Annotated in this window: 17 protein-coding genes; 7 read left to right on the forward strand and 10 right to left on the reverse strand. The window is 37.5% G+C overall.

All coding sequences use genetic code 11. The annotated features are described in order from the left end of the window. Window positions 1-3 precede the first annotated feature (3 nt). Both IGL48_RS11005 and IGL48_RS11010 read right to left on the reverse strand, forming a co-directional pair. Window positions 4-1,272, reverse strand: coding sequence for an exonuclease SbcCD subunit D (locus IGL48_RS11005; protein ID WP_002397872.1), 1,269 nt, complete (start codon window positions 1,270-1,272; stop codon window positions 4-6). Window positions 1,273-1,323: 51 nt separating this feature from the next. Next, window positions 1,324-1,950, reverse strand: a complete 627-nt coding sequence (locus IGL48_RS11010) for a lysophospholipid acyltransferase family protein (protein ID WP_002356461.1) — start codon at window positions 1,948-1,950, stop codon at window positions 1,324-1,326. 188 nt (window positions 1,951-2,138) lie between these two features. On the opposite strand from IGL48_RS11010, the gene IGL48_RS11015 reads away from it, so the two are divergent. Next, window positions 2,139-2,873, forward strand: a complete 735-nt coding sequence (locus IGL48_RS11015) for a tRNA1(Val) (adenine(37)-N6)-methyltransferase (protein WP_002356457.1) — start codon at window positions 2,139-2,141, stop codon at window positions 2,871-2,873. Then, window positions 2,863-3,129: a GIY-YIG nuclease family protein gene (locus tag IGL48_RS11020; protein WP_002356455.1), complete on the forward strand. Its 267-nt coding sequence runs from the start codon at window positions 2,863-2,865 to the stop codon at window positions 3,127-3,129. The genes IGL48_RS11015 and IGL48_RS11020 overlap by 11 nt, the downstream gene beginning before the upstream one ends. Before the next feature lie 66 nt (window positions 3,130-3,195). Here IGL48_RS11020 and IGL48_RS11025 read toward each other — a convergent pair whose 3' ends face one another. Genes IGL48_RS11025 through IGL48_RS11035 form a run of 3 tightly spaced genes read right to left on the reverse strand, consistent with a single transcriptional unit; the run spans window position 3,196 to window position 4,784 of the window. Continuing rightward, on the reverse strand, window positions 3,196-3,891 hold the full coding sequence (locus tag IGL48_RS11025; protein ID WP_002356454.1) for a 5'-methylthioadenosine/adenosylhomocysteine nucleosidase: 696 nt from the start codon (window positions 3,889-3,891) through the stop codon (window positions 3,196-3,198). A 15-nt stretch (window positions 3,892-3,906) separates the two neighbouring features. Beyond that, window positions 3,907-4,203 (reverse strand): cell wall synthase accessory phosphoprotein MacP, encoded by a 297-nt coding sequence (gene macP / locus IGL48_RS11030; RefSeq protein WP_002356451.1) that lies wholly within the window; start codon window positions 4,201-4,203, stop codon window positions 3,907-3,909. Next, on the reverse strand, window positions 4,200-4,784 hold the full coding sequence (locus IGL48_RS11035; protein ID WP_002356449.1) for an NUDIX hydrolase: 585 nt from the start codon (window positions 4,782-4,784) through the stop codon (window positions 4,200-4,202). The genes macP and IGL48_RS11035 overlap by 4 nt, the downstream gene beginning before the upstream one ends. A 402-nt stretch (window positions 4,785-5,186) precedes the next feature. Here IGL48_RS11035 and IGL48_RS11040 point away from each other — a divergent pair, with 402 nt between their 5' ends. The 4 genes from IGL48_RS11040 to IGL48_RS11055 all read left to right on the forward strand — a co-directional run bounded on the left by IGL48_RS11040 (window position 5,187) and on the right by IGL48_RS11055 (window position 8,599). Continuing rightward, window positions 5,187-5,867 carry a 5-bromo-4-chloroindolyl phosphate hydrolysis family protein gene (locus IGL48_RS11040; protein ID WP_002356448.1) on the forward strand — a complete coding sequence of 227 codons (681 nt, stop codon included), beginning with the start codon at window positions 5,187-5,189 and terminating at the stop codon, window positions 5,865-5,867. 19 nt (window positions 5,868-5,886) lie between these two features. Then, window positions 5,887-7,074 carry a toxic anion resistance protein gene (locus tag IGL48_RS11045; RefSeq protein WP_002356447.1) on the forward strand — a complete coding sequence of 396 codons (1,188 nt, stop codon included), beginning with the start codon at window positions 5,887-5,889 and terminating at the stop codon, window positions 7,072-7,074. 144 nt (window positions 7,075-7,218) lie between these two features. Further along, a complete protein-coding gene (locus IGL48_RS11050) occupies window positions 7,219-8,058 on the forward strand; it encodes an NUDIX domain-containing protein (protein WP_002384084.1) in 840 nt (279 codons plus the stop codon). Between the two features lie 16 nt (window positions 8,059-8,074). Then, window positions 8,075-8,599 carry a GNAT family N-acetyltransferase gene (locus IGL48_RS11055; RefSeq protein ID WP_002384083.1) on the forward strand — a complete coding sequence of 175 codons (525 nt, stop codon included), beginning with the start codon at window positions 8,075-8,077 and terminating at the stop codon, window positions 8,597-8,599. Between the two features lie 44 nt (window positions 8,600-8,643). Here the strand turns inward: IGL48_RS11055 and IGL48_RS11060 are convergent, their stop codons facing one another. The 4 genes from IGL48_RS11060 to recX form a co-directional block, all read right to left on the reverse strand. Continuing rightward, the gene (locus IGL48_RS11060; RefSeq protein ID WP_002356444.1) at window positions 8,644-9,129 is read right to left on the reverse strand and encodes a hypothetical protein; all 486 of its coding nucleotides are present in this window, start codon (window positions 9,127-9,129) and stop codon (window positions 8,644-8,646) included. A 137-nt stretch (window positions 9,130-9,266) separates the two neighbouring features. Next, a complete protein-coding gene (locus IGL48_RS11065) occupies window positions 9,267-10,391 on the reverse strand; it encodes an LCP family protein (RefSeq protein WP_002368824.1) in 1,125 nt (374 codons plus the stop codon). Window positions 10,392-10,571: 180 nt separating this feature from the next. After that, entirely contained in the window at window positions 10,572-11,756 is a 1,185-nt protein-coding gene (mutY, locus tag IGL48_RS11070) for an A/G-specific adenine glycosylase (protein ID WP_002384081.1), read from the reverse strand. Beyond that, on the reverse strand, window positions 11,746-12,546 hold the full coding sequence (gene recX / locus IGL48_RS11075) for a recombination regulator RecX (RefSeq protein WP_002356439.1): 801 nt from the start codon (window positions 12,544-12,546) through the stop codon (window positions 11,746-11,748). The genes mutY and recX overlap by 11 nt, the downstream gene beginning before the upstream one ends. 131 nt (window positions 12,547-12,677) lie before the next feature. Between recX and rlmD the strand changes: the two genes are divergently transcribed. After that, on the forward strand, window positions 12,678-14,048 hold the full coding sequence (gene rlmD, locus IGL48_RS11080; RefSeq protein WP_002384079.1) for a 23S rRNA (uracil(1939)-C(5))-methyltransferase RlmD: 1,371 nt from the start codon (window positions 12,678-12,680) through the stop codon (window positions 14,046-14,048). 71 nt (window positions 14,049-14,119) lie between these two features. Here rlmD and IGL48_RS11085 read toward each other — a convergent pair whose 3' ends face one another. After that, window positions 14,120-14,368: a GlsB/YeaQ/YmgE family stress response membrane protein gene (locus tag IGL48_RS11085; RefSeq protein WP_002356434.1), complete on the reverse strand. Its 249-nt coding sequence runs from the start codon at window positions 14,366-14,368 to the stop codon at window positions 14,120-14,122. Window positions 14,369-14,378 lie beyond the last annotated feature (10 nt).

Genomic DNA, 14,378 nt, shown 5'->3' on the forward strand with positions numbered 1-14,378 from the left:
CTGTTACTTCCCTCTTTCTAATTGATTAAGTGTACTCAGTTCTTCTTGGACCCATTGTGCTTGTTGTTCTGTCAAGGCCTCTCCTGTCACATCGTTAAAAAAGTCATGCAGATGTTCTTCTGGTGAACGTTGTTCTATTTGTACCACTTTTTTCTGATTTCCGTTGCTTGTTTCTCGACCATTCAAACGTTCCAACCCAATAATTTTGGGGTAAATTTTTCGCAATTGATTCATCATGTTGGGAATGATCGCTCGGTCGGTTAATTGGACATGTAAATAATTTTCCCGATTCACTTCTTGATAAAAAGCGGGATCCGTTAACTGCTGAAACGAGCCCGTCAATTGTTGAATGTCTCGCAATGGTTTCAAAGTACGGAATTTAAAATGAACTTCAGCTTCTGTTTCAACAAGCCAAACACCCTTTTCTTGTGTCATTTCTGATAAAGAAAATTTTACAGGCGAGCCACTGTATCGAGCATTAGGTGCCTGCAACGCATTTTTTCCATGTAAGTGGCCCAACGCGACATAATCAAAAGGCTCTAACAAAGCCGTCGGTACAACATCCAAACCACCCACTGTTAATTTTGTTTCAGAATCAGTTTTTTCACTGCCAGCGACAAAAAAATGACTAACTAACACTTGTTTTTTGTTGGGGAGAAAAGATTCTTGCATTTTCGCGACAACTTTTTCCATCGCCGCCTGAATCGTTCGAATCGTTTCATCTTCAAAATATAAGCGAGCCGCAATCGGTTCAAAATAAGGCAACAAATAAAATTGGGTATTGTCGATTTCAATTGGTTGAAAGGCTTGTTCTAAACGCGTATTCAAATGAAATTGCGTTTGGTTAAACCAAGGGCCTCCTGTTTCTAAACGAGTGCTGCTATCATGGTTTCCCGAAATAGCTAACACGGGGAAATGCTCTTTGAGATTCATTTGAATCATCATTTCATTAAAAATCTCGACTGCTTCAACCGCTGGAACAGAGCGATCATACAAATCTCCAGCGATCACAACAGCATCCACTTGCTCTTCTTTCGCAATTGCTAAGATTTGTTTAAAGGCTTCCCTTTGTTCTGCCAATAAATCAAAACCATGTAATTTTTTGCCAATATGCCAATCTGCTGTATGTAAAAATTTCATTTTTTCACCGCCTAAAAAAGTCCTTCTTATTATTATAACAAATTTCTGGTATTTTTTAAGAAAATCGGACAGAAGAATTAGATTTTTAACAAACTTTTTTCTTAACGCAAGAAAAAAGACAGGGAGCATCATCTTTTGATGAGACTACCTGCCAGTAACATTCCTATTCTGTAGCGGTTTGTTTTATTCTTTTTCTGTTGATTCATATTTAAAAGTTGGATCAATTTCTTTATCTAACTGATCAAATGCTTCTTGCATCCGACGTTCTACTTCAGCTAAACCGTCTTTATCCATTTTTTTAATATCGCTAATATCGATTGGCTCCCCAAAACGAACCGTTACTTTTTTACGTTTAAACAACTCTTTTAAAGTTAACGGACCTTGATAAACAGATGGCACGATAGGTACTCGCCCCATTTTAGCAATCAAGGCTACCCCACCTTTTAATTCTGAGGAATGACGCGTGCCACTAGGGAACATAATCAAACTTAAATCAGAATTTTTTAAAATTTTGACAGGTGTTTTAATCGCGCTGGGACCGGGCTTCTCACGATCCACTGGAAACGCATTCGCATGTTTTAAAATGAAACGTAAAACAGGATTTTTAAACAACTCTTTTTTTGCCATAAAACTAAACTTCTTAGGACTACCAGCAACAGCTAAATACAACGGTTCCCACCATGTTCGATGCGGCGCAACTAAGACATAGTTTTGGTCTTTTGGTAATTTTTCTTTATTTTCATAATGTGCATTTCCATTAATCACAAATAAAATGACGCGAACCACGCCACGCATAAATGTAAAAAACATAATTTTCTTCCTTTCTTCTCTCCGCTTTCTAGTATGCCGAAAGCTCTACCTTTTGACAAGCTTTTTTTACTTCTATCAATCAGAGAAATAACATGTCCCCACTAATCTAGGGAACAGATTTTGTCATACGGGTTTAAAAGTAGTATAATACATGAACAATCAGATGAAAAGTTGGAGGTTCTTAATCTATGTTATTATCCGGCGAACGGATTGATCAATTATATGCGGATGATATTCAAATTATTCAAAGCAAAGAAGTCTTTTCTTTTTCCATTGATGCAGTCTTATTGGCTAATTTTCCGCAACTACCAAAAAAAGGCAAGATTGTCGATTTGTGTGCTGGCAATGGCGCGGTCGGCCTCTTCGTTAGTCGGAAAACAGCTGCAAAGATCGACCAAATCGAATTACAACCTCGTTTGGCAGATATGGGGCAACGAAGTATTCTATTAAATAAATTAGAAAAACAAGTAACGATGTATGAACGTGATTTAAAACAAGCGACAGAGGTCATCAAAAAAGATTCTGTTGATTTAGTACTATGTAACCCCCCATACTTTAAAGAACGACCAACTAGCCAAAAAAATCCAAACCCGCACTTAGCGATTGCCCGTCATGAAATTCACACGTCTCTTCAAGAAGTGGTCACTGTGTCGGCGGATTTATTAAAAACAAATGGTCGCCTCGCAATGGTTCATCGACCTGATCGTTTCCTGGATATTTTACATGCTATGGAAAACGCCAATATTGCGCCGAAAAAAGCTCGGTTTGTTTATCCGAAGCCAGGCAAAGAAGCCAATGTTTTACTAATTGAAGGCATTAAGCAAGGCAAAAAAGACGGTTTTCGTGTGTTACCACCTCTTTTTACATACAATGAGAAGAACGAATACGAAGCAGAAATGAAGGCTATGCTGTATGGAGAATAAGAAATCCCATTATTTTTATGTTTTACTTTGCCAAGATGGTTCCTTTTACGGTGGCTATACAACTGAGCCAGAACGTCGATTAACCGAACATAATAGCGGAACTGGTGCAAAATATACACGGTTAGCCAAACGCCGCCCAGTCAAAATGATTCATACAGAGAAATTTGAAACACGTAGCGCGGCCACCAAAGCCGAAGCCGCCTTTAAAAAATTAACGCGTAAACAAAAAGAACAGTATTTAAAAACCTTTCATTAAGTGACAATAAGCAAAAAGAAACAGCCATCATTTCATTGATGAAATGATGGCTGTTTCTTTCTCTTTTTAAACTAAGTTCTCGACAAAATGAATAACCATTTCTGCTGATTTTTTCCCAGCTTCATCGATGAATTCGTCAAAGCTTTGAGTTGCTTCGCCATCTGCTGTATCACTCATTGCCCGTACAACTAAGAATGGAATATTGAACTGTGAAGCCGCTTGGCCAATTGCTGCGCCTTCCATTTCGCAAGCTAAGGCTTCAGGAAACTCTTTCTTAATTTTGGCGATTTTCTCAGCGCTATCCACAAAAGTATCTCCAGTAACAATCAATCCTTTACGAATAGCTAAACCAGTTTTTTCAGCAGCTTTCGCAATTTCCATCCGCAAGTATTCACTTGTTTCAAAATACAAAGGTACACCACCAGGCAATTGTCCATAGGCATAACCAAAACCAGTGACATCAACATCAAAGTAAGCTAATTTGTCTGCAATGACTAAATCGCCGACTTTTAGTCCTTCACCGATACCACCAGCAGAACCTGTATTAATCACCATATTTACGCCATATTGATGAATCAATAAAGTCGTGGTCACAGCTGAGGCCACTTTACCAATTCCTGAACGAACCACAATCACCTCATGTCTTCCTAACGAACCAGAAACAAATAAAGCGCCTGCTCGTTCCCATGACATCGTGTCTGTCAATTTTTCTTTTAGAATTTTGACCTCTTGATCCATTGCTCCAATAATTCCAATTTTCATAGTGATTCCTCTTTTCTATAAATTCAAAACGATATACGCCACAACGGCTAATAAAATCGCTACAATAATAATTGCCTTGTTTAACCAAGTACTCCGTTCTCGACGCTTCGAGTATTCTCCTACTCGTGACTTGTTGATCGGTTTTTGTTTTTTCTTTTCTTTACGATAAAACGTCGAAATTTCTTTTTCTTTTCGCTTATACGCTTTTTCCGCCAGCTTCTGCTCTTCTTGCTGACGACGTTCCGCTTCTTTTTCTTCTGCTTCTCTGCGTTTGCGAAGCTCTGTCCGAGTGACTAACGGACCTTTGCTCATTGCGTGTCCTCCTTAAACTGTCTCTGCAGTAAATACAATTCCCAGTATTGTATAGCAAAAAGTGTTTTGGCATCACAAATCGTGCCTTTTGCCACCTCTGCTTTGGCTTCAGCTATTGTTAGCTCGTAAAGTTCCAAGATTTCATCTTCATCTTGAGGACGCGGATTTTCGACTTTCTGCAAATCCGTTGCCAAATAGAGAGCCAATTTTTCATTAGCAAATCCTGGTGACAGATACATTGAATTTATGTAGGTGAGCTGACCTGCACGATACCCAGTTTCTTCTTCCAATTCCCGCATAGCCGTCGTTTCCAGTTGATTTTCTTCTCCAGGATCAATTTTTCCCGCTGGAATTTCTAAAATCACTTGTTCCAAGGGTTTTCTAAATTGTTTAACTAAGACGATTTTTCCTTCTGCGGTTAACGGAATCATAGCTACTGCGCCTGAATGAAAAACCAATTCGCGTTTAGCAGTGCCGCCTGTCGGTAAAGCCACGTCATCCAAAAAAACATCAATAATCTTTCCTTTAAAAATTTCTCGACGTTGAAGTGTTTTTTCTTCGAAGTCCTCATAATTTAACATATCTTTCACCAACCTTTCTTGTTTATCATACCCTAAAATGATAAAAATCGCACCCCTTCTTCTCTAGTTAAACCCTTTTCAAAGAAAAAAATTTATTGCTTTAGAAAAAAATTACATTTTCGAAAAAAAATAGACATAAAAAATTCACAACTTCCTTGTATTATTTAAGCATACCAACAAACAACCCTAACAAAACACTTTTTCATTTTTAACTCCTTTCCCGTCCTACCCCCAATTAGGACGGGTCTTTTTTTGCGTTTTATACTTTTTTTCTTAGGATTTCACTAAATCATAAAATACATCTTCCGCTGTATGTCTTTTCTCTCACAGAGTATGCTAAAATAACTATTGTAACGAGAGCTGACTCTTTCGAGGATTAGATAGATAGGAGGAACTATATAAATGAACAAATTAAATACAAAATTACTGATTGGCTATATTCTTTTAGGAGCCTTAATCATTGCTGTCGCTAGAGAATATGGCTTCTTCGCTTTTGTGATTCTGGTAGGCTTTTTAGTATTCGTTCTCTATCGAAAAAAGAAAAATGCCGCCGACAAGAGCGATCAAATGCCTTACTTAACAAAAGATAAAGAAGCCCATTATCGTGAGTTGGGGTTATCTCCACAAGAAATTGATTTTTTCAGAAGTACAATGAGCACAGCCAAAAAACAAATCATACAATTACAAGAAAACATGAATCGTTCAACTAAATTACGGGCGATTGACTTACGTAATGATACTACGAAGGTTTCTAAAGCTCTGTTTAAAGAGTTAGTGAAAGAACCTAAAAAGTTACACTTAGCCAATCACTTTCTCTATACACATTTACCAAATATCGTTGACTTAACAAGTAAGCATTTAGAAATCGAACAACATGAAGTAAAAAACAAACAAACGTATGAAAAATTAGAAGAAAGCGCACAAATCATTGACCAATTGTCAAAATTAGTTAAAAATGATTATGAGGAAATCGTTTCCGATGACTTAGACGATTTAGATGTCGAAATGTCGATCGCTAAAAGCAGCTTGTCGCAAAAAGCTGCAACTGAGGAATCACCTCAAGTAAACGAAGACCAGCAATAATCATTAGGGAGGAAAAAAAATGACTGAGCAACAACCCAAAGAAACAACATCTGTAACCAATACATTGGACGATTTATTAAGTAATCCATTTTCATCAATGGATGAACTAACACCAACGCAACAAAATGAACTATCTGAGTTAAAAGAACAGCAAGCAGCTCCTCGTTTAATTGATAAATTACCACAAGAACGTCAAGCCCAAGCAAAAGAGTTAGCTTCAAAAATTGACGTCCAAGATTCACAAGCAGTAATTACCTATGGTTCAAATGCCCAAATCAAACTTGGCGAATTTTCGCAAGCGATGTTAAACCACGTTCAAGCACAAGACATTGGTCCTGTTGGTGATTCACTGACCGATTTAATGTTTCGTTTAAATGAAGCCAATCCCAATGAATTACGTGCTGGCGAAGGCAACTTTATTCAAAAAATGTTAGGTAAAGTCAAACAATCCGTTTACGAAATTACCGCCAAATATCAAAAAATTGGTGCGCAAATTGACAAAATTGCTGTCAAATTAACCCATGAAAAAGATGGTCTTTTAAAAGATAATGCCATGTTAGATCAATTGTATCAAAAAAATAAAGATTATTTTGATGCCTTAAACATCTATATTGCCGCTGGGGAATTAAAAGCAGAAGAACTACGGACGCAAATTATTCCTGAAGCCATGAAAAAAGCGGAAGAATCTGGAGATCAAATGGATGTCCAAATTGTTAATGATTATAACCAATTCCTAGACCGTTTAGAAAAAAGAACCCATGATTTACGCTTGGCTCGTCAAATTACGATTCAACAAGCCCCACAAATTCGTTTAATCCAAAATACTAACCAAGCTTTGGCTGAGAAAATTCAATCATCGGTGAATACGGCGATTCCGTTATGGAAAAACCAAGTAGTCATCGCCTTAACCTTACTCCGTCAAAAAGATGCTGTGACTGCTCAACGTCAAGTCTCTGAAACCACCAATGACTTACTGAAGAAAAATTCAGAAATGCTAAAAATTTCTGCAATTGAAACAGCAAAAGAAAACGAACGTGGCCTAGTCGATATTGAAACATTACAAAAAACACAAAATGATTTAATTGAAACTATCCAAGAAACATTACGTATTCAACAAGAAGGAAAAGAAAAACGCCAAGCTGCCGAAATAGAACTTGGCCATATGGAAGAAGATTTGAAAAATAAATTATTAGAATTAACACAATAAATAACGTCTAGAACACACTTCTTATAGTACAAGCCTGGGACAAAAATCCAAAGTGATTTTTGTCCCAGGCTTGCTTTTCTTTTTACGCTTGAATATTGTATTTCAGCCACTTAATGATACAATAAAAGAAAACCATGTTTCTTTTTGAAAGGAGGAGCAATTGTGCCACAATTTGCTTCTAAAGCGGAAGAAAAAAATTATTATGAACGCCAAGCTAGCTTAGCAGAGTTTTTAACTTGGTATCATCAACAAGAATTACCTGAATATGAAAAACCCTCTTTAACCGTTGATATGGTTCTTCTTTGTTACAACAAGGAAGCCGATCAATTGAAAGTCTTACTGATTCAACGTAAAGGTCACCCCTTTAGAAACTCATGGGCGCTTCCTGGCGGTTTTGTTAATCGCAACGAATCTACTGAAGATAGTGTTTTAAGAGAAACAAAAGAGGAAACTGGTGTGGTGATTTCTCAAGAAAATATTGAACAATTACACAGCTTTAGTCGCCCAGATCGAGATCCTCGTGGCTGGGTCGTGACAGTCAGCTATTTAGCCTTTATTGGTGAAGAACCTTTAATTGCTGGCGACGATGCCAAAGAAGTCCATTGGTTCAATCTTGAACGGCATGGTCAACACATCACGTTATCTCATGAAGATGTGGAAATTACTTTAGACTTGAAAACAGCGGCCTCTCTTGGTAAAGATACATTAGCCTTCGACCATAGTGAAATTATAATTAAGGCGTTTAATCGTGTTGTTGATAAAATGGAACATGAACCGCAAGTGCTTCAAGTCTTAGGAAAAGATTTCACCATTACGGAAGCCCGTAAAGTTTTTGCGAAGTTCCTCGGCGTTGATTATCGCAGCATTGACCATTCAAATTTTAAAAAAGCCATGACACAATATTTTGAAGAATTAGGTGAACGTCCCGTTGGCATTGGCCGCCCTTCAAAAATTTACCAATTGAAAACAACAACAGGTTTCTAAGAGGAGGGAATATTTTTTGACTGTTTACTTAAGAAAAGCAGAACCTTCTGATTTGCCTGACATCCTTGCTATCATTGAAGATGGACGCCGCACCTTACAAAAAAGTGGCATTCCCCAATGGCAAAACGGCGATGGCCCGAATCAAGAAATTTTAGCAAAAGATATCGACCAGCAAACTTGCTATATTTTAATGGTTGAGGATGCCTTGGCAGGCGTTGGTGTTTTATGTTCGGAGATTGATCCTACTTATGAAGCGATTTTTAATGGTTCTTGGCAACCTCATTCCCAAGCTACGTATACAGCAATTCACCGTGTTGCTCTAAAAAGTTCCTTTCAAGGTCAAGGACTGGCCTTGATGCTTTTGCGCTCACTGATCACAGCCGCTCGTTTGCAAGGCGCTACTGATATTCGAATCGATACACATCCACAAAATCTCGCCATGCAGCACCTGATTAAAAAAGCTGGCTTTGTTTATCAAGGTGACGTGATTTTAGATGTTAACGATGGCGAACGTTATGCTTATCAGATGATATTGAAATAAAAAAGTTAGGGATAACTGCCAGATTGACAGCTATCCCTAACTTTTTACATCTTATGAACACTATGAGCGCTTTGAATGCCCTCACAGGCTTCTTTACAAGCTTGATTAATTAATAAATAAGAGGATTCTTTTTGGCGGATTCCTAATTGATATTTCAATTCATCTGTCACTTGGCAAGATTCACTTAATGCCTCTAACCAGAAAAATACTCCTTCTTTATACGTATCTAATCCTTCTAGCAAGATTTTCGTTGCTTCTTTATCATAATACGGCTCTAAATTTTTACGAAACATCATTTCTTCTGTAAAAAAACGATTCACATTATTTCGGCAAAACATATAAGTGTCACGGCCTCTCCGATGTGCAGCCTGATTACAACCGTATTCTTGAACTTCTTTAGAGATGGCTTTGAAAATTTCGTTGTATACTTCAATTCTTTGCATAATTGACAAAATGGTATCTGTATAACTAAACATAACTCCTTGCTCCCTTCCCCTTCTAAGTAACAAAAATTTGCTTGTTACTTTCATTATAAAGGGAATGTTGGGTTTATATCAAATGATACGCTGTTTTCTTGCTAAAATCCTTCGTTTTTTCCTTAGAAGAATAATAAGTAATCGGATTACTTAATCTGTTATGTTCGGATTTTCTAGACTTGGAAAATAAATTATTTTATAAAGCCATTTTCCGTTTTAACTGATGGCAACGGGCCAGTCTGTGTATTGCCAGGAACACCAATATACGTATTGCCGTTGATGGAAGTCATTTCGTTTTCCTCAGCTGCTTCATCTTGAACGGTATAATCACTTTGATATAAAAATTCACCGTTCGTATGGAAGACATAGCCGTCTTGATCTCGTTCATCTGGCTTTTCTAAATTTAAAGACACGCGTAATTGATGACGGACATTTTCAATACTATCTGGATATAGTTCAACCATACTGCGCCCTTCATTACTAAAAGTGCGCCAGTCAAAAGAAAGCTGTTGTTTATCATAATTGGTCCAAGTCAAGCCTTCTTTGACTAAATGAGTCAATTCATTGGAATCCACATCAGTTTGAATGTTTCCATTTAACGAATCAATAATGTCCATTATTTTCATGATTGATTGACCAGATTTCAACTTGTCTTCAACTGCTTGAATAATTTCTTGTTGTCGGAATCCACGCATAATATCGTTATCGCTATGTCTTTCACGGGCATAAGATAAAGCTTTCGTACCATCTAAATGCTGTTTCCCTGCATCAAAATGAATGGATCCTGGCCCGTCTTTGGTGACACCATCAAACGCCTGCTTGACATTGACATCTATGCCGCCAACTGCATCAATTAACTTAATAAAAGATAAAAAGTTAAACACAACGTAATGATTGATTGGAATATTCAATAATTTCTCAACTGTGTTAACAGAAGCTGTTGGTCCATCGTAGGTATAGGCGGCTTCAATTCGTTGCATCCCTTGGTAATTTTTTGCATCAATTTGAACAAAACTATCCCGTGGCAAACTTAAATAGGTTATTTTCTTCGTCTTGTTATTCACGGTAATCACCATCATAGCATCAGTCCTAGTTGTGCCTAATTTCCGTTCAATTGTATTGTCTAGACCCATGACCAAAAACGATTGACTATCTTTATTTTGCGCTTCAGTATAATCATTTTTTATGGGAACATAGCCTTTATCAATTGTTTTCTTTAAATAGCTACCCGCTACAGCAAAGTATGCTGAGCCGACTGTGACAAAAAACAAAATGATGACTAAACTAATTAAGCTGATTTTTCGCTTCCTACTCATTGGCTGTACTTCCTCTCTCTTGAAAAGTCTCCACCATCATTACTACTCCTCTAAGCAGACAAGAGACAAGTCTATCTTACCAGTCCCCTTCAAAACTAAACATAGCAGAATTTATATAGGGGTATAACCTAGAGGAAACAAAAAAGAGGGGCTTGTTTGTTTAAAAGCCTCTCTTTTTTGTTATTTATTTTTGTGTTCTTTTTTGAACAATTCCACCATTTTTTGCTGTGGTTTTGGAAAAACATAGTCCGAAAATTGTTGTGCTGCTACCCATCGCTGCGACTCTAGTGTGGCTAATTCGCCTGTATTTCGGCCATAAAAGACTAAGATATGCCATTTTAAATGACTGAAAATATGAACGACTTCGCCTAAGGCACGTTTTTGCCAGACAACTGTTTCATAGTCCGTAAAAAAGCTGACAGGTTCTTCAGCGACCAAAGGCTCTGTTACAGGCTCTAACTCTAAAGTTAATTGTTTTTCCGTTTCTGCTGGTTGCGCCAGTTTTTGCAATTGTTGAAATTGTTTTTTGCTAATTTCTTCAATCGGAAACAGCCACATATTGGCTAACAAACCGGTTTCAGGTCGTTGTTCTAATAAAAATTCTTGCTTTTTATTTTCAATAATAGTGCCGACATAATACACATCTTTCGGCTTAACTTTTTTTGATTTGACTGGATAAGCGGTCATTTTATCTGCCTGATAGGCCGCACAATATTGCTGAAGCGGACAGCTTTCACACTTAGGGGAAGTTGGGGTGCAGACGGCTGAGCCTAGATCCATTAAGGCTTGATTAAAATCCCCTGGACGCTCACGATCGATGATTTTAAGCATCGCCGCTTCAAATACTTTACGACTACTCGCTTTTGCAATATCTGCATCAATTTCAAATAAACGGCTCACTACCCGCATGACGTTACCGTCAATTGCTGGTTCGGGGAGATTAAAGGTAATACTGCCAATCGCACCAGCCGTATAGGGACCGATTCCTTTTAAACTCCGAATATCTTCGATTGTATCAGGCATTTTCCCACCAAATTCTGAAACAATCTGTTGCGCTGCCACTTTTAAATTACGTGCTCGTGAATAGTAGCCTAACCCTTCCCAAGCTTTCAACAACTTATCATCTGGCGCTTCCGCTAAATCTTGAATCGTCGGAAACCATTCCATAAATCGATAAAAATAATCAATGACTGTATCTACGCGAGTTTGTTGTAGCATAATTTCAGAAATCCAAATACGATATGCATCTGTATTCGCTCGCCAAGGTAAATTGCGTTTTTCTCGTTCATACCAAGCTAAAAAATCTTCCTGGAATAAACTAACTTTTTCGGGACTCCACGCCTCCCAAGGCTCTTTATTCGTCATGTTCTACTTCCTTTTCGCTAATAAATTGCTGAATCAAATCATAGTCAAACCCTTTTTGGAATAAGCTTTGTTTGACTTTTTGGACTTTTTTAGAAAAATCAAATCGCTGATTAGCACGCCATAAACGTTCGCCTTCCTTGTTTAACGCTTGTTGTTCTTGTTCTTCGTCCTTTTCAAAAGCTAAAGATTCCAAAGCTAGATCAATGATTTCATTTGTAAAGCCCTTTTGCATCAGATGCAGACGCGTTTTCTGAAGTGCATCTTTAAAACTTTTAGTTCGATAGCGTTTCATGGCTTTTTCTGCAGTTGCTGTGGCAACATTAAGTTGTTCATCTAACGTATAAAAGGTCAAGCCATGCTGAATATCTTCTTCACTAATGCCTTTTTGCTTTAATTGTTGTGCCACATTTCGTGGTCCTTTATCACTGGTTCGCATAGCTGTCCGTACGTAACTTTCACTAAAAATTGCATCATCCAACAACCGCAGCTCTTCTAAACGTTGAACGATTTTTACTCGATCTTCAGGTACAATTTCTTTCTCTTTTAAATAAGTAAAAATCTCTTTCTTTGAACGTAATTGATAGCTTAAATAATTCATCGCCATTTGTAACCCGACATCATAAGAACTGGCTTTTTTTATTTCTTCTATTAAAGTATCTGATAACTCTTGGCCTTTTAGCAGACGCTGCCGTACTAAAATATCTTCCGAGACACGCAGTTTTTCGCCTGAAGATAGCCAAAGTAGATAAAATTCACCTTTATCTTTACTAATTCGTGTGATTGTTGTCATCTTATTCTCCTGCCCCTCTAAATCAGAACATATATTCTACTATACCATAGAATCCTTGGAAGCCAAATAAATAAAAATGTGCTAAAATGGGAGGAAGTGAAAAATGTGAGATGACTAAAGGATGAAAGAATATGACCCAACAACTAGTAAAAAAAGGCCAACAAATTTCTTTAAAAATTAAACGATTAGGAATTAATGGCGAAGGTATCGGCTATTATAAAAAATTAATTATTTTCGTTCCTGGGGCGCTACCGAAAGAAGAAGTGACTGCCACGATCACAAATGTTACACCCAAATTTGCTGAAGGAACCCTTCAATCTGTCAAAAAAGCTGCTAAAGATCGCGTGGTCCCTCCTTGTCCTGTCTATGAAACATGTGGCGGCTGCCAACTACAACATTTAGCCTACAAAGCACAATTAGACTTTAAAAAAGATTTATTAAAGCAGGCACTTAACAAATTTAAACCAGCCAATTATCAAAACTATGAACTACGAAAAACAATTGGGATGGAGAATCCTTGGAATTATCGAAATAAAGCCCAATTCCAATTACGCCAAATCGATGGCCAAGTAGAAGCTGGTCTCTATCAAGCTGATTCACATCAATTAGTACCGATTGATAACTGTTTGGTCCAACAGCCTGCGACAACCAAGGTGATGAATACATTAGTTGATTTATTGAATGACTTTCAATTACCAATTTATGATGAACGTAAAAATAGTGGTATCTTTCGAACATTAATGGTTCGAGTGGGCATCCAAACTGGCGAAGTCCAAGTAGTTTTCATTACACAATCGCAGAAATTTCCACAAAAAGAAAAAATGGTTCGCGCAATTAATGAACAATTACCAGAAGTTGTTTCTATTATGCAAAATGTCCAAAATAAAAAAACCTCTCTAGTAATGGGTGATGATACCCTTCACTTATGGGGCAAAGAAAGCATTGAAGAACACATTAACGACGTTGTCTTTGATTTATCGCCGCGAGCATTTTTCCAATTGAATCCAGAACAAACGGAAGTTTTATATAATGAAGGAATCAAGGCCTTAAATTTACAACCAAATGAAACTGTTGTTGATGCTTATTGTGGCGTCGGGACCATTGGCTTAAGTTTAGCGAAACAAGCGCATCAAGTTCGTGGTATGGATACCATTCCCGCCGCAATTGACGATGCTAGATTCAATGCAAAACGACTTGGTGTTACGAACACACATTATGCTGTTGGAACAGCTGAAGACTTATTACCTAAATGGTTCAAAGAAGGCTTTAAACCTGATGCCATTGTAGTTGATCCCCCACGGACTGGTTTGGATCGTAAATTATTAACGGCCCTTTTGAAACAACCACCTAAGAAAATGGTGTATATTTCTTGTAATGTATCCACGTTAGCACGTGATTTAGTTCAATTAGCCAAAGTATATCAAGTAGACTATTTACAATCTGTTGATATGTTTCCACAAACCGCTCGTTGTGAAGTTGTCGTAAAATTAACGAGAAAATAAAAAAAGGCACCAAGTTTCACGAAATTCGTGAGACTTGGTGCCTTTAACTAATTAAACAATTATTTACTTAATTAGCTATTTTTTCGTCCGAAGAAGAATGAAACCACAGCAACTAAAATTACTGCCCCAATAATTGATGGCACAATTGCCATACCTGCTACGTGAGGACCCCAGCTACCTAAGATTTTTTCTCCGATAAATGAACCAACTAAACCGGCAACGATATTCGCAATCCAACCCATTGATTGACCTTTGCTTGTAAGTGCGCCAGCGATAGCACCGATAACAGCACCAACGATTAAAACCCATAAAGTATGCATAAAATAATTC

It is taken from the genome of Enterococcus sp. DIV1090 (assembly GCF_050537975.1).
Classification (GTDB): Bacteria; Bacillota; Bacilli; order Lactobacillales; family Enterococcaceae; genus Enterococcus; species Enterococcus faecalis.

Bases quoted from the DNA above. Each gene is read 5' to 3' on its own strand.
- recX (WP_002356439.1), bottom strand. From the start codon at position 12,546: ATGACAACAATCACACGAATTAGTAAAGATAAAGGTGAATTTTATCTA.
- IGL48_RS11015 (WP_002356457.1), top strand. From the start codon at position 2,139: ATGTTATTATCCGGCGAACGGATTGATCAATTATATGCGGATGATATT.
- IGL48_RS11085 (WP_002356434.1), bottom strand. From the start codon at position 14,368: ATGCATACTTTATGGGTTTTAATCGTTGGTGCTGTTATCGGTGCTATC.
- IGL48_RS11020 (WP_002356455.1), top strand. From the start codon at position 2,863: ATGGAGAATAAGAAATCCCATTATTTTTATGTTTTACTTTGCCAAGAT.
- IGL48_RS11025 (WP_002356454.1), bottom strand. From the start codon at position 3,891: ATGAAAATTGGAATTATTGGAGCAATGGATCAAGAGGTCAAAATTCTA.
- mutY (WP_002384081.1), bottom strand. From the start codon at position 11,756: ATGACGAATAAAGAGCCTTGGGAGGCGTGGAGTCCCGAAAAAGTTAGT.
- IGL48_RS11065 (WP_002368824.1), bottom strand. From the start codon at position 10,391: ATGAGTAGGAAGCGAAAAATCAGCTTAATTAGTTTAGTCATCATTTTG.
- IGL48_RS11005 (WP_002397872.1), bottom strand. From the start codon at position 1,272: ATGATGCTCCCTGTCTTTTTTCTTGCGTTAAGAAAAAAGTTTGTTAAA.
- IGL48_RS11045 (WP_002356447.1), top strand. From the start codon at position 5,887: ATGACTGAGCAACAACCCAAAGAAACAACATCTGTAACCAATACATTG.
- IGL48_RS11010 (WP_002356461.1), bottom strand. From the start codon at position 1,950: ATGTTTTTTACATTTATGCGTGGCGTGGTTCGCGTCATTTTATTTGTG.
- rlmD (WP_002384079.1), top strand. From the start codon at position 12,678: ATGACCCAACAACTAGTAAAAAAAGGCCAACAAATTTCTTTAAAAATT.
- IGL48_RS11040 (WP_002356448.1), top strand. From the start codon at position 5,187: ATGAACAAATTAAATACAAAATTACTGATTGGCTATATTCTTTTAGGA.
- IGL48_RS11060 (WP_002356444.1), bottom strand. From the start codon at position 9,129: ATGAAAGTAACAAGCAAATTTTTGTTACTTAGAAGGGGAAGGGAGCAA.
- IGL48_RS11035 (WP_002356449.1), bottom strand. From the start codon at position 4,784: ATGTTAAATTATGAGGACTTCGAAGAAAAAACACTTCAACGTCGAGAA.
- macP (WP_002356451.1), bottom strand. From the start codon at position 4,203: ATGAGCAAAGGTCCGTTAGTCACTCGGACAGAGCTTCGCAAACGCAGA.